Source organism: Deltaproteobacteria bacterium IMCC39524, from assembly GCA_029667085.1.
Classification (GTDB): Bacteria; Desulfobacterota; Desulfuromonadia; order Desulfuromonadales; family BM103; genus M0040.
The window spans coordinates 293,876-310,816 of record JARUHJ010000005.1; the positions used below are offsets into that span (position 1 = coordinate 293,876).

Genomic DNA, 16,941 nt, shown 5'->3' on the forward strand with positions numbered 1-16,941 from the left:
CTGCGCCATTTGTAGGAAGACCTGAGCAAGGTATACTTAGTCACCGGGTAAAGGTTGCTAGTGTCTTGAGCCTGGGTGCGCAGCCAGTCACTTTTGTCTTTTCGCAGGTTGTCTATGAGTCTCTTAGCCGACGGTACACAAGAGTTGCATTCGTACCTTTTTAAGGTGCGTGATTCGATCTCTGACAACACGACCAACCTTGATGCGATAAAAGCTGCTCTGGTTGAGTTGCTGGTCTACTTATGCTCACAAGAAGGCCGCACTGCCGATAACTGCACTACAGCAGATACCTTCTTCCGACTTCATGCTGATTATGGTTTTAATTGGATCCATCTGCCGGAAGAGCTTCAGTTGATTCTGGAAGATATTGGAGGGCAGTTACACGACACTTTGGAACATCCCGACACAGCAACGAACTTTCAAAGCACGCCAGAGCAGTTGCTCACAAGAATCCATTGTTTGAGCTTCTAAAGCCCCATTCACTTTCTTAAAAGTCACGAGTTCTGAGCCGAAAATTAGCTTCTTATTGATAGAGCCATTCAGGACGCTCTTTAATGCACAAAACTATGGCTGCCAGGGATCGAGCTCTGGCGGCCTTGTTTATTTCATTTTTCCTGTTGGCATATCCAACCAAAGAAGCAATCTATCAACCAGAACAGACTTCTTCATGCTCTACCTCCTAAAAAAACCTTTGAGGGCTCTGTCAGGGCAGGTTATGAGATCAAAGAGTGCTATTAAAATGCGCTTTGAGAACAATTTATCACCCTCGAAACTATCCAGGACGATAAATAAGCCACCCGATATTGAACAAAGCGCTCTTCTTGGTATAGTTCTCTTAGCATATATATAAGATTTTCTATTCCCACTGAACAAAAGGCTGAACGACTGTCTTCTGGTTTAGTCATTTCAAATGAAGTTTTGCTCCTTCAACGTTGGAATATTTAAGCTATTATGGAGTTCGAGAACGGCATCCTTCATATCAGTCCTTTCCTTTCTGTCACTTTGGGCATTGTCGTCCTGTTCGTCGGCAAACGTGTGAACAATATCGTACGGTTCCTCAAGGAGTTCAGTATTCCGGAGCCTGTAACCGGTGGACTGATCTGTTCCTTACTGATTGCATTGCTCTACCTAGTGACAGGCATCGAGATCGAATTCGAGCTCTCTGCACGTGACTTCCTGCTTGTCTATTTCTTCACCACTATCGGCATCAACGCTAGTCTTAAGGACCTGATAAAGGGCGGTAAACCACTTGTCATCTTGTTGGTCATCACAATCGCCTACATGATCGTTCAGAACCTGACGGGTATCTCGGTCGCAGCTGCCTTTGGGCTCGCAGCGCCGGTCGGCCTATTGGGTGGAAGCGTCTCCCTGATCGGTGGACACGGCACAGCTATCGCCTGGGCTCCGCGTATCGCCGCAGACTACGGCATAGGCAACGCCATGGAAGTCGGCATCGCTTGTGCCACCTTCGGCCTGATCCTCGCTAGCATAATGGGCGGCCCGATTGCCAAGCTACTCATCAATCGGTACAAGTTGCAGTCACCCGGCGAAGAGCCTCTGACGGTCGGGTTTTCAGATACAGAGCAAGGTGGCCGAATCAGCCACCTCGACTTTCTGGATGCAATCCTCGCCATACATGTCTGCGCCATCCTCGGTTTTGTACTCAACGAACAGTTGGAAAATTTGGGCCTGCAACTACCGCTATTTGTCACCTGTCTATTCGCCGGCATCCTGATAACCAACCTGATCCCGGAGAACTTTCCCCGTATCAGTGGCACCAAGTGGCCGAGTCGCATGCCCGCTATCTCTTTGCTCGCAGATATCTCATTGGGCACTTTCCTGGCGATGTCGTTGATGAGTATGCAACTCTGGACCTTGGTGGATCTAGCCGGGCCAATCTTCACAATTCTCGGTGCCCAATTTTTTGTTGCTCTGGCCACGATCCTGTTTGTCGTCTTTCCCGTTATGGGCAAGAACTATGATGCTGCTGTGGTCTGCGCTGGTTTCGGTGGAATCTCCCTCGGCTCCACACCAACCGCCATGGCTAACATGTCAGCCGTTTCACAGCGTTACGGTGCCTCACACATGGCATTCATTATCGTCCCGTTAGTGTGTGCTTTTTTCATAGACCTTGCCAATGCAATCCTCATCCCGTTTTTCCTGGCAAATTTCTGAGTTGAGTTCCCTCACTTAGTGGCGGAGGCCTTTACCCAAAAGGTCACCATTGACAGGACATTTTCTGGGGTGATTTGAGCGTCTGGTTTGATAGACCTTGAAACGTCGCCATGAAACGGTTATTGATAAACAGCCTGTATTTTACGACAGGCCCTGCTGATGCGGCCTCTGGGGATTGTCCTCAGGGGTCGTTTCTTATTTGTCACCAAATATGAAAGATTGGCTGAAGCGGAATGAAGCGTGTATTATAAGTCCTGTCATAATTGATTATCGGACGTTATCTTGATATCTGAGACACTCAACCACTCGCTTAAACGAGACTCAACCTTTCGAGGGGATTACAGAATGAAATCGACTTGCGCCTTTCTGATTCTCTTGGCAAGCCTGACCTTCACAGGATGTTCCAGCGCCAAGAAACCGGTTCTCTACCCCAACCAGCACCTAAGCATGGTCGGTCAACAGCAGGCGAACGCTGATATTGATGACTGCATGCGGGCCGCCGAAGCCAGCGGAGCCAACTCGGGGAAAAGTGAGGACCTCGCCCAGAGAACAGCCAAAGCCGGCGCGGTCGGCGGTGCCACCGGGGCTGTCGCAGGTGCAATTTCTTCGGGGACCAGCACAGGACGGGGAGCAGCGATTGGCGGCGCCGGGGCGGCCACGGCAGCCTTGGTCAGTGGCGCCTTCGACTCCTCGGAACCAACCCAGGTCTACATCCGCTTTGTTGAGATCTGCTTAAGAGAGAAAGGCTACCAGCCGATCGGCTGGCGGTAACAGCGGCACATCCTGCCGATGCTTTTCTCGAGCTCTTTCGGCTTCAGTAATCAATCCCCGGTTGAGGTTCGATATCCTTCTGATAGGCGTGTTTGACTTCGCAGACTTCGCTGACCGTATCCGCCAGATCGATGACTTCCGGATGGGCATTCCTTCCAGTTAACACCATGTGTACCATCGCCGGCTTCGCCTTGATCAAACCCAGCACCTGCTCCAGATCGACCAGTTTGAGTTTCAAGGCGTTATTGATCTCGTCCAGAATAATGATCTGATAATCGCCGCTGGTCAGCTTTGTCGTGGCCAGTTCAATGGCGGCCTGGGCGCTGGCACGATGTTCTGCGTGGGTGTAGGTGTTGCCTTGAATACCGCAAAAGCCCATACCTGTGGCATGCAGCTCTACGAGACCGTCGAGTCGCTTTACCCCATCCCACTCACCGGTGTAAAGATCACCCTTCATAAACTGAATGATGCAGCTTTTAAAGCCATGGCCGCTGGCGCGCAGCACCATCCCCATGGCGCTGGTTGTTTTACCTTTGCCATTTCCGGTGATCACCACGACCAGGCCCTGGGGTTTTTTCGGTTCGAGCTTGTCAATTTTGATTGGTTTCGGTTGTATCGGCATGAAATGTCCTCCTGTTGACCTAGTTTACCGTGTTCCTGACGAGAACAAAAGGGTCGATCGAAAAGAACCTGTCCAGCTTAATCTTTCGCGGCAAAAACATTTTAATTGGGTATAATGTCCCGAGTAGTTTGCTACCGTCACCCACACGATCCATATCATCAGGGAACAATAATGAGCGAATTCTTTCTACAATTCAATCCTGTCACACAAGCATTTATTGCGACTCTATTCACCTGGGGCGTCACCGCCGCAGGGGCCTCGCTGGTTTTTTTCACCAAAGATCTAAACCCTAAATTAATGGACTCTCTGCTCGGCTTTGCTGCTGGCGTGATGATCGCAGCCAGCTTCTGGTCTCTTCTCAACCCGGGGATAGAGATGGCGGAGCAGTTGGGACACACCCCCTGGCTGACTGCCGCAATCGGTTTTATGGGCGGCGGGATTTTCATGCGCCTGACCGATAAATTCCTGCCCCACCTGCACCCCGGGCTCAGTACGGACAAAAGCGAAGGGGTGAAAACCTCGTGGCAGAGAAGCACTCTGCTGGTGCTGGCAATTACCATGCACAACATTCCTGAAGGATTGGCCGTCGGAGTCGCCTTCGGTGCTGTTGCCGCCGGGTTGCCTTCGGCCACCATTGGTGGCGCCATTGCCCTGGCGATCGGCATCGGCATTCAGAATTTTCCTGAAGGCACGGCGGTATCAATGCCGTTACGCAGGGAAGGCATGTCTAAGGGGAAAAGCTTTTTCATGGGTCAGGCGTCCGGCATGGTCGAACCGATTGCCGGAGTTGTCGGCGCGCTGTTTGTCATCTACATGCAACCGATTCTTCCCTACGCACTCTGCTTTGCCGCCGGCGCCATGATTTTTGTGGTGGTGGAAGAACTCATTCCTGAATCACAGAGAAACTACAAGAACATAGACCTGGTCACCATGGCCACCATGGTCGGCTTCTCGGTCATGATGATCCTCGATGTGGCTTTGGGATAACGGTTCAGCTTGTTGATTGCCTGACCCAAAACAAGCAAAGAACTCCCGGAGAAATGAACTTTAAGCTTTTGCATTTCTCCGCGTTTCTTGTGTCCTCTGTGGTAAAACTTCTTTCATTTTAGACAAAAGTACCCTTCGATCAATAAGGTCGCAATGCTCCGTTTAATGCTCCTCGGTCTGGCCGCTGGCATGTTCTTTAGCGCGACCTTCATTCTAAACCGGGCCATGAGTCTCGAAGGCGGCCACTGGTACTGGTCGGCAGCGCTCAGGTACGCCTACATGATTGCATTTCTCGGCGCAGGGATCAGGGCCTGTAAAGGTGCTGAATATTTCGGGAGGGTTCTCTCCGAGCTTAAGAAAAATGCACTCTTCTGGGTCGTGAGCGGTACGATCGGCTTCGGCGGGTTTTACGCCCTGATCTGCTTTGCCGCGGATTATTCACCGGGCTGGGTGGTGGCAACCACCTGGCAGATGACGATCATCGCATCCTTGTTTGTGCTGATGCTCTTCGGGAAAAAATTTTCAAAAAAAATCTGGATTTACGCGGCCATTGTTTTCTGCGGGGTTTTTCTTGTCAACATCAGTCAGGTCGAAAGGGCAAACATCACGACCTTGATCCTGGGAGCCTCGCCCGTGCTTGTCGCAGCATTCCTCTACCCACTCGGCAATCAACTCGTATGGGAGGCCAAGCAGGGGCGCAAAGGCTTGCCTGAACTCGATGTGGCTCTGCTCGACAACGCCTTTGTCAAAGTGTTCCTGCTCTCTATCGGCAGCCTCCCTTTCTGGCTGCTGCTCTACCCTTTCACCAGCGCAACCATGCCTTCCCAAGGCCAGCTTATCAACGTCGCCCTGGTCGCCCTTTTTTCAGGTGTGATCGCCACCTCGCTCTTCCTCTCTGCTCGCAACGGCGCAGACAATGCCAGCAAGCTGGCCGCTGTTGATGCAACTCAATCAAGCGAAGTGATCTTTGCCCTGGCCGGAGAAGCTCTACTCCTGCAAGCCAGCCTGCCAAACGCGGCTGCGATGCTTGGCATACTCATCGCCTGTGCAGGGCTGATCGCGTTTGTCCGTCACGAGCATAACTAAAGCTTTACTTGGAGTAGAGTTCGACGATCAACTGCTCGTTAGCGTTAGCGTCAATCTCGTCGCGTTGCGGCAGACGATTCACCGAAACGGTCAGCGCATCACGATCCACCGCGAGCCACTCAGCACCGCCAAAACGTGAATTCTCCATCAGGTAACGGGTTGCCAGGGCTTTGGACGCAAGCGTGTCTCGCACTGTAACCTGATCGCCAACCCTGACCCGATAGGAAGCAATATCCACCCGCCTGCCGTTAACCTTGATGTGGCCATGATTCACCAACTGCCGCGCCTGCATGATGGTGCAACCGAGCCCGGCCCGAAAGACCAGGCTGTCAAGACGGGTCTCCAGGAGGACCAGCAGATTTTCACCAGTAATGCCACGCATCTGCTGGGCCTTGCGGAACAACCTGCGGAACTGTTTTTCCAGCAGGCCGTAGGTATTCCTTAATTTCTGCTTTTCGATCAGCTGTTGCCCATACTCTGAGACCTTACGCCGGACCTGGCTGGGGCCATGCTGACCTGGGCCGTGACTGCGTCTTTCGAGTAAGCGATCATACTTGGGATTGACATATATGTTAACGCCGAAACGGCGGACGAGCTTGCCTTTGGGACCTGTGAATTTTGCCATAGATTTGATTCCTCGCTGTTTTTTTTAAAGATGGATCGACAGTCCTACAAAACATGACCTTTTTTGTCAACTATTTTCGCATTCGCCTAATTATGACTTTGAATGCATATTTTGATTCTGTCTTAAGGGCCAGGAGCCCTGTCCAGGAACAATTAAGTATGGTGTCCCCATATCTAAAATGATACCCTCACGCTTGCCGTTTAAAAACGGCTATGCAGACAACATAGATTTGAGGCAGACATGCAAGACTTCACACCCTATCTCGGGTTTATCGCGGTCAGTTTAATGATCGCATTATCGCCGGGCCCAAGTTGGGCTTACACCATATCGACGACTCTCGGCCATGGCCGCAAAGCCGGCATGATCGGCAATCTCGGCAATTCCACCGGCATCCTCTGCCATGCCGTTGCGGTCGCTCTCGGTCTTGCCGCCCTGCTGCAATATTCTTCAACAGCATTCCATGCAATCAAGTTCCTCGGTGTCGCTTACCTGGTTTACCTGGCCATCAAAGCCTTCCGAGGTGGTGCGAGCGTCAGCACTGCGACTGAAACGATCGGCACCGACAACTGGAAAATTTTCCGTAACGGCGCCTTTGTCAGCATCTTCAACCCAAAGATCTCCTTATTGATGCTGGCGCTGTTGCCTCAGTTTGTTGATCCTACTGCGCAAAATCCAGAACTGCATATTGCAGCCATGGGTGCCATGCACGCCCTTACGGCAGGCATTGTTCACACCCACCTGATCTTCTTTTCAAGCGGCATTTCACGTCGCCTCAAGAAATCCGGGAAAGTGCAGAAAGCCATGCGCTGGGCAACGGGAACGGTTTTCCTTGGTTTTGGCGCACGCCTGGCGCTATCGGACAACTACTAATTTCGGCACTAATGCTGTAGCAAAACACTCTCTAGCAAACTGATAAGAAAGGTTTTACGTGGAAACAAAAAAATCGTTGAAAAAATTCTTCTTCATGCTCGGCACCTGGTTTGTTGTTATCACTGTCGTCATCGGTGGATCGATCCTCTATGATCGATACAAAACCTCTGAATTTGATGATAGAGCGGTGCCCTACATCAAGGAAGTAATCCCGGAAATTTCGCAATGGAATCCAACAAAAACCAAGGCATTGATGGCCTCGGAAGTGGCCGCGACCATATCGGAAGAGAAATTTGCCCAAGCGATGGACATGTTCTCCAGGCTGGGCCAGCTGCAAAGTGTCGAAGAGCCGAGGTTCATAGAGGTGCACTCCGGCAAGCAGGGTGACATCGGAGAGCAGACGATTGTCGAGTATGAAATTGATGCCAAATATGCTACCGGCGATGCCACGATCAACCTGAAGCTTCTGTTCAGAGACGGGCTCTTCGAAATCTACAATTTCAACTTCAGCGCAGAAGCTCTACTCAAATAACTTAAACCATGAAAAAAATATTCATTATCAAGGCGGGCTCAACGTTTCCCGAGACCGCAGCCAAACATGGCGATTTTGAAGAGATGACGAAAAGGGGCCTCGACAGCAAGGACGCCAAGGTGTCGACGGTCGACGCGTGCAAGGGAGAAGATCTGCCGGCCCCGGAAAAGTGTCTTGGTGTTGTCATCACCGGTGCGCACTGCATGGTCACCGATAATTTGTCATGGAGCCTGGCGATAGAAGCATGGATCCCGGCTCTGGTCCGGGCAAAGATACCGTTACTCGGAATCTGCTACGGTCATCAACTCCTCGGTCGCGCCATGGGCGGACAAGTCGACGTCCATCCCAGCGGCAGAGAGGTGGGTACGGTTGAGATCAGAAAGACGGCGGCTGGTTGCGTTGATCCCCTCTTCAAAGAACTCCCGGAACGATTCCAGGCACACGCCACCCACGCCCAATCAGTGCTCGCCCTTCCGCGCGAAAGCATTTTACTGGCTGAGAATGATTTTGAAGCACACCATGCGTTCCGCATCGGTCCCTGTGCCTGGGGGGTACAGTTCCATCCCGAGTACAACAGTCATGTCATGCGCGACTATCTTCACAAGCAGGAGAAACTCCTGACCGAAGCCGGGCAGGATGTTGCCGCACTCTCACAGGAGATTTGCGAAACACCGGCAGCTAACGCATTGTTGGCACGCTTTGCCTCCCTGGCAACGAAAGGCACCTGCTGATGACGACAATCACCGGAGGCTGTTTCTGCAAAGCCATTCACTATCGGATCAAAACCGGCATCTCCATGGCGGTCAACTGCCACTGCAATGTCTGCAGAAAAGCTGGTGGCGGTGCTTTCTCCAGTCACGCTGTGGTCCGGGAGAGACGCTTTGAAATTGTCTCGGGAGAAGAAAACCTTTCAACCTTTCCTCTCGGGGAGAGTGTGACGAAACATTTCTGTCGCCATTGCGGAACTCCGATTTTCAACAGCAACAAACGTTATCCGGGGCATCGGATGGTTGCTGTCGGCACCCTTGACGACCCAACAATGGTCACACCAAGCGCCAACATCCACTGTAACAGCCAGTTGGACTGGGTCACTCTGGACAAGCAGATGCAGAACTTTCCACAAGACTACAGCTGAGCCGTCGTTATTTGATCTGCGACGGCCTTTTGAGCGCAACAGGCATCGCCCCCGAACGCAGATTAATTGCGCTGACAACTTGTTATTTTTATGCAAAGGAAGCAAAAATGATTCACAGAAAACTGCTAAGAATACTGATAGGCGCGATCATCATCTGCCACTGTTTCACTAGTCAGGCCATGGCGGCAGAACAAGCTATGAGCACAGCGTTGGTTGCGGACGAACTTAAAACCCTGTCAAATGCAGTCGACAACCTCAGCAGACAAATCGCCAAACAATCGGGTAATGCTGAAGAAGAAACCACCCTGCGCAAACTCGATATCGCCATCGCCTACCTGAACTTTCGTTCACGGCGCATCGAGATGTTCGAGCGTGACCTGCAATCATCAAGAGCCAGCCGCAACCGCATTGAAGATGTACTGGAGCAGTTTCAACGAGAAGAGAACAGCCTGTCACAGAGCTTCGATTCCAACCAACAGGACGCCATGCAGAAAGCCCGTGAAGAACTCCGTTTCCGCCAACAGGCAATCAAAGATCGCGGCAGCCGTCTGGACGAGGAAATCATCCTGCTCGAAAACCGGATTATGGATATGCGGAGCCAGATCGATAGCGTAGAAAGTTTCGTGCAGAAGAACCTGCAGTTTTACAGATAGACTGACCGCGGGGATAAAGCCGGCCTTCATGGGTCTTCCTACTCGATCCCTGCCCTCTTCTCCTGCATACTCGCGAGCAGCGCCCGTTCCTTGTGCAAAGCAGCGTTGCTGTGTGTCCAAAGATAATAGTTCTCAAGTCCCATCACACTGATTCCGGCAAAGAAAACCGCCCAGAAGTTATCCTGCAGCGCCCCCGACAAATGGTAGAAGAGATAGAAAGCGGTAAAGAACGCGGCGTGCATCAGACCGAGGTAAGGTTTGATGTTGCGACTCATGCGGGCAAGGGTACGGACGATACCGGAAAAGGCATAAACGACCAGGGCCAGGCTGATCATTTCTGCCGGTGGCGGCGTGCCAAGAAAGTTGCGCACCTCTGTACTGAGCTCGGGTAAGAAGGAAAACCCATTGAAGGCGGCGAAGCTGATCAGCAGGAAGCAGACCATCGACCAGAGCCCATTGCCGGAAGCTCTTTCCTGCTTGCGGATACGCGCCTCGATCCTGAGCCGTAAGCCTTCGCGTCCCGGCAAGGGCGGTTCTTCGGGCTTTGGCTGCACCTGGCTCATTGTCGGCTCCTTCTGCCGCGTGGCAGAATGGTAAAACAGAGTCAGTAAAGGTCCTAATCATCAACGTGGCGCAACTTATTAAGAGGCCTCGTCTCCCTTGGATGACGCTTGAGTTTCGAGCTCCTGGACCCGGTTGGTCATCTCCTGAAAGGATTTTGCCAGGCGGGCAATGTCACCACTCACATCAGGAAAATCTTCGCCCAACCTACCATTCACCGGGATTTCGGTAAAGTCGGCAAGTTGCTTGATTGGTAAAAAGACCTGGCGATACAAAAGAGCGCAAACCGCACCCACGGTTAGAATCAGAATCATGCCGCTAAAAACGATCATGCGATTTTGCAATTGGCCTAAAGTCTCTTTGAGAGGGTCCTGAGAAACACCAATATCAAGGGTTCCCAGCAAACTCTGGTCACTCGTATGAAAATGACAGGCGGCGTTAAAACACTCGGGCTCGTTGTAGATTGGCGCCGTGATAGCAAGGACATCTTTACCCTCTTTGTTGTTAAACTGGCGAGCCTGGGCCATGGTGCCGAGACTGCTTTTCGGCTTCTCTCCGGCGTGACATTCATTACATCCGGCGGCCGACTTGTCGATAAACCTATCCCGTTCCCCTTGCTCTCGGGAGAACATGATCAACCCCTTCTTGTTGAAGATTCTGACGTGTTCCACCTGGTTCTGGTCGCCGATGCTGCTGATGATGTTGCTCAGGGTTTCCCTGTCATCATGCAACATCGCGTAGCGCGTTGATTTGATGACTGTATCAGCCAGATCGGCCGCATGTTGAACCTCGCCCCTGATGAGATCATCCTTTACGAAGGTAAATAGAAGCACGCAACAGGCGATGACAAAGCCGGTGACGGCACAGGCGACCGGAACGATAGCGCGGCTGTTTATGCTGCTCAACATGGCGAACCTCCTTGGCCTGCCCTGGTGGCCGCGGGGTTTTACCAACCCCGCGACGATCGTTTAATCTATCTTGCGGTACATGGCCCCAATCGGAGCCGTTGAAGTTTTTATCGGTGCCGGCCTTGCCGCCTGAGCGGCAAGAGCTTCTTGTGGTTGCTCTTTCCATGAAAAAATAATCGGCAGACGGTAGAGGATGAAACGATAGACCACAACGTAGATCGCAAAAATCGTCACGGCGATAATCACTTCAAAGATATGCGGTACTTCCTGATAAAGCTGCCAGTTAAAGGCAATCAGTGCCGTATTCAGACGGTTGAGGACAATCCCGAAGATCGTCACAAAAGCTCCCACCCTGGCCAGGTTGACCGCCTGATGGCGAACAGCATAGGCAAACAGGATAATCGGCAGGATAACGCCCACGACCATCTCGAACAGGAACCAGGCCCCCCAACCGGTTGCCAGGTAGCCCCATTCGTTATCATGGGCGACACCGATCATCTTGATCGCCAGGTAAGTGATCAGGGCCAGGCTTGCACCTTTGGCCAGACCGAGGGTGCAGCGGTCCAGATTGTCTTTAAAATTGTCATCACAGCGCCAAGCCATGGTCTTCTTGACCACGGTGCTGACTGCTATCACCATGCAGAGCCCTGCCGGAATCGACGAACAGAAAAAATGAATCCACTGGAACGACGCCGAATACCAGAGCGGGTGGACTTTGCCCGGTGCGTAGTTAAAGAGCGCCCCCAGAGCACCTTGATGCAGAGTTGAAAGGATGATCCCTGAGACGGTCAGGCCGAGCGCTATGCGTCGGATAAAGCGCTTGCCGCCCAACCAACCGATCCACTCGAAGAATGAGACGGAAACTTCAGCGACCTGCACAGAGAGGTAGGTGGCGACATGCCAGGCAACCAGAAAAAGGACGGCCGCCGGGCCGAAGGAGACCACCATCGGGTAAGGCAGCCTCCAGGGTTGGCCGAGATCGACCAGCAGGTAGATAACGGCAAAGAGGTAACCGAGCAGCCCGTTAAGCAGGGCCAGTCTCTCAATCGGCTCGAAGTCGTGGCGGCCGAAGATTTCCACCGCCGTGCCCAGCATGAAGCCGGAAGCCGAGAGGGGCACCATGGCAAAGAGCCCGAAGCCGAGAAAGAGTCCCCAGGGGTAATCATTGGAGCCGTGGGTTACGACGCTGAGCCCAAAGATAAATCGATAGGCGATCAGCGGCAGACCGATGGCGAAGATAATCCCCAGGATCCAATTGAAGGGATTACGCAGAGCCTGACCAAGATATTGGCCTGGAGTCAGACCGAGCATTAATTTACGGAACAATGACCATTGTTGGTCGGTTTTTTCGTTGACGTGGGAATCAACCGGTTTCGCACCCCACCCGATCAGGCTTTTCATTGGTCGCCTCCTTCCTCGTCATGCTGCTTCTCGACGTCGTGATTGTGTTCGTCGTGCTCTTTCTTCTTTGCCAGAAGATGGAAACCGGTAAACATTGCCGGCCAGATCGCCAAGACCATCGGTACTGTACCGAGGAAATCCTTAACATTATTGATGATCGGTTCATTGCCCGGGTTCGGGTCAAAACCGACCTCGTCAAAAGCGACCGGCGACAGGTACATCCAGCTGGTTCCGCCCAGCTCCTTTTCGCCGTAAAGATGGTCAAGGTAGCGACCGGGATGAGTCTGGATGCGTTGGTGACCAATCTTGATCAGATCTTTGCGTTTACCAAAGGTCAGGGCCTCCTGGGGACAAACATCGACGCATGCCGGAGGCAAACCCTTCTTCAGCCTGGTTTCGTGGCAGAAGATGCATTTTTTGACAACCGGATCAAAAGCGCTGGAATAGCTGTATCCCGGGATATTGAACGGGCAGGCGACCATGCAGTTGCGACAGCCGACACAGACCTTAGAGTTGTAGACCACTGCACCTTCCTTGGTCTTGGTGTAGGCGTTGACAAAACAGGAACTCAAACAGGCGGGCTCGTTGCAATGGTTGCATTGCACCTTGCGATAGAGGGGACGATCACTGTCATCTGGGCTGTAGCGATTGACCACGGTGTAGGCGTTCTCATCGGGTCTGCGCTTCTGCTTGCCGCCGTGGAAGGTTTCATCAAAGACCGACTTGTCATCGAATGGCCGGTCAGGAGCAGGCAGGTTCTGCTCTTTGTTGCAGGCCGCCTCGCAACTGCGGCATCCGATGCAACGGGTCAGATCCACCAGCACCCCCATACCATCGGGATAACCTTCAAAGGATCCGGCCGCCAGGGCCTTTTTCGGGCCGGCCAGGGTTGTGGCGGCACATCCTGCCAGGCTCGCAGCAAGAAATCTCCGTCGACTGATTCCACTCATAACGACTCTCCTTATGGTAAATAGCCTGCTTATAAATAGCCTCTGAGCTTTGACCGTTTCAGTGACCGCTCTTTCCCGCCGCCGAGAGAGCCTTCGCATCATGATGATAGAAGTCGTCTCCGTCCGGTGTTCTGGCGTGGCAATCCTGACAATCCGTCGGTCCATCCATCTCTTCATGACAACCAACGCAGTTCCAGTGATAGGCTGCTTTAAGTCCCGGGGTATCAATATGGAACTGGTAGCGATCAAGCGCTTCCTTGTTGATATTTTCGGCTGAGAACGGGTTGGCTAGGTGGCATTCACGGCAGCCGACCGAGGCAACTTCATTGCTGTCGGCGTGACAACGCACACAACGCTCATCAATTGTGCCGGTCCCAGTGGTGTGGTGGTGACAGGCTGAGCAATCCTCACCCAGGTCGGTATGCATGGCGTGATCAAACTCAACGCCATCAAACAAAGCGACCATGGAGTCAAGGGACACCTGCTCCGGCATTTCAGCGGCGAGCAGCAATGAACTCGCCGCAAAGAAAGCCAACACCATCATCAAGGTAATCAAGATCTGCTTAGCGCTCATGGTTCTCTCTCCTTTTCCTTGAGGGCCTGACGGCGTTCTCATTTACCAACCTCACCCGGCTTCTCGTTCAGGTACTTGTAGAACATTGGAAAGCCGATAAAGAAGGCGATACAGATGAGATATTCGATGCCCTTGATGTACTGGTAAAAATCCACCAGGGTGTAAACTTGCTGAACTTCTACGATGCTGTCGAGTATTTGATCGATCATGCCATTCTCCTTTTCTGCGCCCCGGCCCTTGATCCCGGAAGATCCTAGCCCTTGCTGCTTTGGCGTTGGGCCTGTTTGTCCGTTCCTTTAACCAGGCCTTTGATGAAACCGACCAGGAGCATAATCGTCGGCAGCAACTGCACAACAACAACCAGTGCACAGAAAGCCAGGAAGACACCGACCAGGATGCCGCTGGAGTAGGTTGTGGTCGTATCTACGGCCAAAGCCGGGCCGGCCAACATCAAGATTGCCATTCCTGTTCCTAATAACGTTTTCATGATTTCCTCCGTTCTTTTGGGTTCTCTCTTCATTGCAACCATTCACCTTCAGGACCATGCGTCACTTTTTCAAACGCGCATTTGACGGCTTCCCGCAACTCCTCTTCGTCACCGGGACGAACCGGTTTGAGGGCATGGTAAAAAATTCCTTCATTACGTGCCTTACGTATCAGGGCCAGCGGTAATTCGCTGGCCACCAAAATAATTGTCAGGTTGCGATTGCATTTCTTCAGAATCGGAATCAATTCTGTTGCCAGCAGTTCGTCAAACCTGGTGCTGATAAGAACAACCTGGGCGGTCTTCTTGAGAATTCCGTAGAGGACCCCAGCTGCCGTGTTGGTCACTGTGACCTGGTAACCGGCATTAATGAACAGATCCGCCATACGCTTCCTGGAGAAGACGTCTTCGTCTGCGATGAGTAGTCCGGGCATGTTCATCATGTTTTTTTCTCCTGCCAATGGCCAAATCGCCCCAGGCAAAGGGGCAGGTCCCATCTAATCGATTTTTTCGGAAATCTTTTCCCGGCGAGAGAAAACACCCCTGACCAAACTGAAAAAAAGAATCATTGCCGGCACCAGTTGAGACACAATGATCAAAGCGAAGAAGCCGATGAAGAAATAGGTCAAGACTCCTGTGCCCTCATTGTGCGTGGCCACTGCCGCATAAGCAGCAGAAGTGCTGCCAGCCACCATCGAGATCAACATCTGCATTGTTTTCATAACGGCCTCCTTCTTCTCCTGTTCGTTGACACCAGTTCCTGACAATGAACTATTGCATCGGCCATACCATTCTTAGGGATTTCTTATTAATACTCATAAGATGCTGCTTTTGTTGATTTTTATTCAGAGAGACAACAAAGTAAAATGGGAGGAGAACGGGGAAAACGTATAAATAAAATATACGCACACTGTCGGCCAGAACAGCCTGCAGCTACGGGTAATCCTTGTAAGCTCTTGAATGGGCGGGGGTTTTAAACGATAGTCAGAGTGTATAACAGAAATATACAGCACAATTATTTTTTATATTCTCCCTTCTTACAGCGAGCACTGCAAGAGGGAGGACACGGACGTTCTATTGTGAGGCGTTATTTGTCTCGTGGAAAGAGGGGTGAACCTGACATTAAAAGCCACAGGCTACTCAACCACCCGCATACGGGCACTGATACCCTGCTTTTTCAGCATGGCCTGGAAGTTTGGTCTCTGCATGCCGACCTCTTGCGCCGCCCTGGTGATATTCCAGTCATTGCGGTCAAGGGCACTGAGTAAAAAGGCCCGCTCCAAGGGCACGACGGCCTCCTCCCTGAGCAACTGCTTGCGGGCTTTCAGCTCATTGGCATCGAGTGGCACCGCATCATCAGCGACTGCAACCGGGCGATGCCCATCCCCCGGTAACCCCAGGTCTTGGCGCTGCAGAAGATCTGACTGAGAAAGGACCACTGCGCGCTCAATTAGATTTTCCAGTTCGCGTACATTGCCGGGGAAACCATAGCTCTCGAGTTGTTCAATCACGTCGGGACTGAAACCTCTTATTTCTTTGCCATTCTCCTCTGCAAAACGCTTGAGAAATTGGCTCGCTAGAAGCATCAGATCACCTTTGCGTTCGCGCAGGGGAGGGATCTCGATCGGGATGATGTTAAGTCGGAAGAAAAGATCGTCACGGAAAGTCCCCTGCGCGACCATGTCCCGCAAATTGGCGTTGGTCGCTGCAACCAGACGGATATCTATTTTAATTGGCGTGGTCCCGCCGATGGGCATCACAACGCGCTCTTGTAACACCCGCAACAATTTTGCCTGGGTCGATAGGCTGATATTGCCGACCTCATCAAGGAGCAGGGTCCCACCTTCTGCAACCTCGAACAACCCACGCTTGGTCTGGATAGCGCCGGTAAAAGAACCTTTGACGTGACCAAACAGTTCACTTTCCAACAAGGTTTCTGCCAAGGCAGTACAATCTATGGCCACAAAAGGCTGTGAACACCGTGAGCTGTGAGTGTGAATAGCCCGTGCGACCAGCTCTTTACCCGTACCGCTTTCGCCGCTGATCATGACTGTGCTGTCTGTGGGGGCCACCTGCATGATACGCTGATAAAGTCGTTTCATCTCGCGACTGTCACCAAGCAGTTGATCAAAACCATGGTTCTTGTTCATTTCCCTCCACAGGCAGATATCATCGATGAGCACGGCCCTTGATTCCATAGCGTGCTTGACCTTGCTGATAATTTCATCATTGCCGAAAGGCTTGGAGAGGTAGTCGGTCGCTCCATTCTTCATGGCCTCAACAGCATTATCGATCGCTGCATACCCGGTAATCAGAACCACCGGCAGCTCCGGCTGGCAGACCCGTATCGCCTGCAGTACTTCCAGGCCACTCATCCCCGGCATCTTCAAATCTGTTATCAGCAACTTGAAGTTCTCCTCATCCAGACGATCCAGTGCGGTGCGTCCGTTACTGACAACTTCGACCTCGTAGCCTTCAGCAGTAAGTATGCGCCGCAAACCCTCCCGAATAACAGCGTCATCATCTGCTACCAGAATCCGTTCTATTCCCTTTTTCATAGAGCCCTCTTGGTCGATATGGAAAATCTTGATCCAAACTTTTCGTTAA

The 16,941-nt window shown here is 52.0% G+C and carries 22 protein-coding genes; 10 read left to right on the forward strand and 12 right to left on the reverse strand.

The annotated features are described in order from the left end of the window. Positions 1-114: 114 nt before the first annotated feature. From P9J64_13970 to P9J64_13980, 3 genes are all read left to right on the forward strand, one after another. The gene (locus P9J64_13970) at positions 115-471 is read left to right on the forward strand and encodes a hypothetical protein (protein MDG5469432.1); all 357 of its coding nucleotides are present in this window, start codon (positions 115-117) and stop codon (positions 469-471) included. Between the two features lie 480 nt (positions 472-951). Next, positions 952-2,175 carry a sodium/glutamate symporter gene (gene gltS, locus P9J64_13975; protein MDG5469433.1) on the forward strand — a complete coding sequence of 408 codons (1,224 nt, stop codon included), beginning with the start codon at positions 952-954 and terminating at the stop codon, positions 2,173-2,175. Between the two features lie 345 nt (positions 2,176-2,520). Next, a complete protein-coding gene (locus P9J64_13980; GenBank protein ID MDG5469434.1) occupies positions 2,521-2,946 on the forward strand; it encodes a hypothetical protein in 426 nt (141 codons plus the stop codon). 43 nt (positions 2,947-2,989) lie between these two features. On the opposite strand, the gene cobO is transcribed toward P9J64_13980, so the two are convergent. Beyond that, positions 2,990-3,568: a cob(I)yrinic acid a,c-diamide adenosyltransferase gene (gene cobO / locus P9J64_13985; protein ID MDG5469435.1), complete on the reverse strand. Its 579-nt coding sequence runs from the start codon at positions 3,566-3,568 to the stop codon at positions 2,990-2,992. A gap of 171 nt (positions 3,569-3,739) precedes the next feature. On the opposite strand from cobO, the gene P9J64_13990 reads away from it, so the two are divergent. Both P9J64_13990 and P9J64_13995 read left to right on the forward strand, forming a co-directional pair. After that, complete coding sequence (locus P9J64_13990; GenBank protein ID MDG5469436.1) at positions 3,740-4,555, forward strand: ZIP family metal transporter; 816 nt, start codon at positions 3,740-3,742, stop codon at positions 4,553-4,555. Positions 4,556-4,708: 153 nt separating this feature from the next. Then, positions 4,709-5,641: a multidrug resistance efflux transporter family protein gene (locus P9J64_13995; protein MDG5469437.1), complete on the forward strand. Its 933-nt coding sequence runs from the start codon at positions 4,709-4,711 to the stop codon at positions 5,639-5,641. Between the two features lie 4 nt (positions 5,642-5,645). On the opposite strand, the gene rpsD is transcribed toward P9J64_13995, so the two are convergent. Next, positions 5,646-6,266, reverse strand: a complete 621-nt coding sequence (gene rpsD, locus P9J64_14000; GenBank protein ID MDG5469438.1) for a 30S ribosomal protein S4 — start codon at positions 6,264-6,266, stop codon at positions 5,646-5,648. A 240-nt stretch (positions 6,267-6,506) separates the two neighbouring features. On the opposite strand from rpsD, the gene P9J64_14005 reads away from it, so the two are divergent. The 5 genes from P9J64_14005 (at position 6,507) to P9J64_14025 (ending at position 9,456) form a co-directional block, all read left to right on the forward strand. Further along, complete coding sequence (locus P9J64_14005; protein ID MDG5469439.1) at positions 6,507-7,136, forward strand: LysE family translocator; 630 nt, start codon at positions 6,507-6,509, stop codon at positions 7,134-7,136. A gap of 76 nt (positions 7,137-7,212) precedes the next feature. Further along, positions 7,213-7,668: a hypothetical protein gene (locus P9J64_14010; protein ID MDG5469440.1), complete on the forward strand. Its 456-nt coding sequence runs from the start codon at positions 7,213-7,215 to the stop codon at positions 7,666-7,668. Between the two features lie 8 nt (positions 7,669-7,676). Beyond that, on the forward strand, positions 7,677-8,399 hold the full coding sequence (locus tag P9J64_14015) for a glutamine amidotransferase (GenBank protein ID MDG5469441.1): 723 nt from the start codon (positions 7,677-7,679) through the stop codon (positions 8,397-8,399). Further along, entirely contained in the window at positions 8,399-8,803 is a 405-nt protein-coding gene (locus P9J64_14020; protein ID MDG5469442.1) for a GFA family protein, read from the forward strand. The genes P9J64_14015 and P9J64_14020 overlap by 1 nt, the downstream gene beginning before the upstream one ends. Positions 8,804-8,910: 107 nt before the next feature. Then, on the forward strand, positions 8,911-9,456 hold the full coding sequence (locus P9J64_14025; GenBank protein ID MDG5469443.1) for a hypothetical protein: 546 nt from the start codon (positions 8,911-8,913) through the stop codon (positions 9,454-9,456). Positions 9,457-9,494: 38 nt separating this feature from the next. Here P9J64_14025 and P9J64_14030 read toward each other — a convergent pair whose 3' ends face one another. The 10 genes from P9J64_14030 to P9J64_14075 form a co-directional block, all read right to left on the reverse strand. Further along, positions 9,495-10,019 carry a menaquinol oxidoreductase gene (locus P9J64_14030; protein ID MDG5469444.1) on the reverse strand — a complete coding sequence of 175 codons (525 nt, stop codon included), beginning with the start codon at positions 10,017-10,019 and terminating at the stop codon, positions 9,495-9,497. A gap of 78 nt (positions 10,020-10,097) precedes the next feature. Next, a complete protein-coding gene (locus tag P9J64_14035) occupies positions 10,098-10,925 on the reverse strand; it encodes a HAMP domain-containing protein (GenBank protein MDG5469445.1) in 828 nt (275 codons plus the stop codon). Between the two features lie 60 nt (positions 10,926-10,985). Next, positions 10,986-12,326 carry a polysulfide reductase gene (locus P9J64_14040; GenBank protein MDG5469446.1) on the reverse strand — a complete coding sequence of 447 codons (1,341 nt, stop codon included), beginning with the start codon at positions 12,324-12,326 and terminating at the stop codon, positions 10,986-10,988. Continuing rightward, entirely contained in the window at positions 12,323-13,276 is a 954-nt protein-coding gene (locus tag P9J64_14045) for a 4Fe-4S dicluster domain-containing protein (protein ID MDG5469447.1), read from the reverse strand. Before P9J64_14045 ends, P9J64_14040 begins: the two co-directional genes overlap by 4 nt. Positions 13,277-13,334: 58 nt before the next feature. After that, positions 13,335-13,850: a cytochrome c3 family protein gene (locus P9J64_14050; GenBank protein MDG5469448.1), complete on the reverse strand. Its 516-nt coding sequence runs from the start codon at positions 13,848-13,850 to the stop codon at positions 13,335-13,337. Positions 13,851-13,888: 38 nt separating this feature from the next. Next, on the reverse strand, positions 13,889-14,059 hold the full coding sequence (locus tag P9J64_14055) for a hypothetical protein (protein ID MDG5469449.1): 171 nt from the start codon (positions 14,057-14,059) through the stop codon (positions 13,889-13,891). Between the two features lie 44 nt (positions 14,060-14,103). Further along, positions 14,104-14,337: a hypothetical protein gene (locus P9J64_14060; protein MDG5469450.1), complete on the reverse strand. Its 234-nt coding sequence runs from the start codon at positions 14,335-14,337 to the stop codon at positions 14,104-14,106. A gap of 29 nt (positions 14,338-14,366) precedes the next feature. Beyond that, a complete protein-coding gene (locus P9J64_14065; protein ID MDG5469451.1) occupies positions 14,367-14,768 on the reverse strand; it encodes a response regulator in 402 nt (133 codons plus the stop codon). 63 nt (positions 14,769-14,831) lie between these two features. After that, positions 14,832-15,056, reverse strand: a complete 225-nt coding sequence (locus tag P9J64_14070; protein ID MDG5469452.1) for a hypothetical protein — start codon at positions 15,054-15,056, stop codon at positions 14,832-14,834. 414 nt (positions 15,057-15,470) lie between these two features. Beyond that, the gene (locus P9J64_14075; protein MDG5469453.1) at positions 15,471-16,892 is read right to left on the reverse strand and encodes a sigma-54 dependent transcriptional regulator; all 1,422 of its coding nucleotides are present in this window, start codon (positions 16,890-16,892) and stop codon (positions 15,471-15,473) included. Positions 16,893-16,941 lie beyond the last annotated feature (49 nt).

What these genes read in the sequence shown, in the direction of transcription:
- P9J64_13970 (MDG5469432.1), top strand. Translation starts at nt 115, where the DNA reads ATGAGTCTCTTAGCCGACGGTACACAAGAGTTGCATTCGTACCTTTTT.
- gltS (MDG5469433.1), top strand. Translation starts at nt 952, where the DNA reads ATGGAGTTCGAGAACGGCATCCTTCATATCAGTCCTTTCCTTTCTGTC.
- P9J64_13980 (MDG5469434.1), top strand. Translation starts at nt 2,521, where the DNA reads ATGAAATCGACTTGCGCCTTTCTGATTCTCTTGGCAAGCCTGACCTTC.
- cobO (MDG5469435.1), bottom strand. Translation starts at nt 3,568, where the DNA reads ATGCCGATACAACCGAAACCAATCAAAATTGACAAGCTCGAACCGAAA.
- P9J64_13990 (MDG5469436.1), top strand. Translation starts at nt 3,740, where the DNA reads ATGAGCGAATTCTTTCTACAATTCAATCCTGTCACACAAGCATTTATT.
- P9J64_13995 (MDG5469437.1), top strand. Translation starts at nt 4,709, where the DNA reads ATGCTCCGTTTAATGCTCCTCGGTCTGGCCGCTGGCATGTTCTTTAGC.
- rpsD (MDG5469438.1), bottom strand. Translation starts at nt 6,266, where the DNA reads ATGGCAAAATTCACAGGTCCCAAAGGCAAGCTCGTCCGCCGTTTCGGC.
- P9J64_14005 (MDG5469439.1), top strand. Translation starts at nt 6,507, where the DNA reads ATGCAAGACTTCACACCCTATCTCGGGTTTATCGCGGTCAGTTTAATG.
- P9J64_14015 (MDG5469441.1), top strand. Translation starts at nt 7,677, where the DNA reads ATGAAAAAAATATTCATTATCAAGGCGGGCTCAACGTTTCCCGAGACC.
- P9J64_14020 (MDG5469442.1), top strand. Translation starts at nt 8,399, where the DNA reads ATGACGACAATCACCGGAGGCTGTTTCTGCAAAGCCATTCACTATCGG.
- P9J64_14025 (MDG5469443.1), top strand. Translation starts at nt 8,911, where the DNA reads ATGATTCACAGAAAACTGCTAAGAATACTGATAGGCGCGATCATCATC.
- P9J64_14030 (MDG5469444.1), bottom strand. Translation starts at nt 10,019, where the DNA reads ATGAGCCAGGTGCAGCCAAAGCCCGAAGAACCGCCCTTGCCGGGACGC.
- P9J64_14035 (MDG5469445.1), bottom strand. Translation starts at nt 10,925, where the DNA reads ATGTTGAGCAGCATAAACAGCCGCGCTATCGTTCCGGTCGCCTGTGCC.
- P9J64_14040 (MDG5469446.1), bottom strand. Translation starts at nt 12,326, where the DNA reads ATGAAAAGCCTGATCGGGTGGGGTGCGAAACCGGTTGATTCCCACGTC.
- P9J64_14045 (MDG5469447.1), bottom strand. Translation starts at nt 13,276, where the DNA reads ATGAGTGGAATCAGTCGACGGAGATTTCTTGCTGCGAGCCTGGCAGGA.
- P9J64_14050 (MDG5469448.1), bottom strand. Translation starts at nt 13,850, where the DNA reads ATGAGCGCTAAGCAGATCTTGATTACCTTGATGATGGTGTTGGCTTTC.
- P9J64_14055 (MDG5469449.1), bottom strand. Translation starts at nt 14,059, where the DNA reads ATGATCGATCAAATACTCGACAGCATCGTAGAAGTTCAGCAAGTTTAC.
- P9J64_14060 (MDG5469450.1), bottom strand. Translation starts at nt 14,337, where the DNA reads ATGAAAACGTTATTAGGAACAGGAATGGCAATCTTGATGTTGGCCGGC.
- P9J64_14065 (MDG5469451.1), bottom strand. Translation starts at nt 14,768, where the DNA reads ATGCCCGGACTACTCATCGCAGACGAAGACGTCTTCTCCAGGAAGCGT.
- P9J64_14070 (MDG5469452.1), bottom strand. Translation starts at nt 15,056, where the DNA reads ATGAAAACAATGCAGATGTTGATCTCGATGGTGGCTGGCAGCACTTCT.
- P9J64_14075 (MDG5469453.1), bottom strand. Translation starts at nt 16,892, where the DNA reads ATGAAAAAGGGAATAGAACGGATTCTGGTAGCAGATGATGACGCTGTT.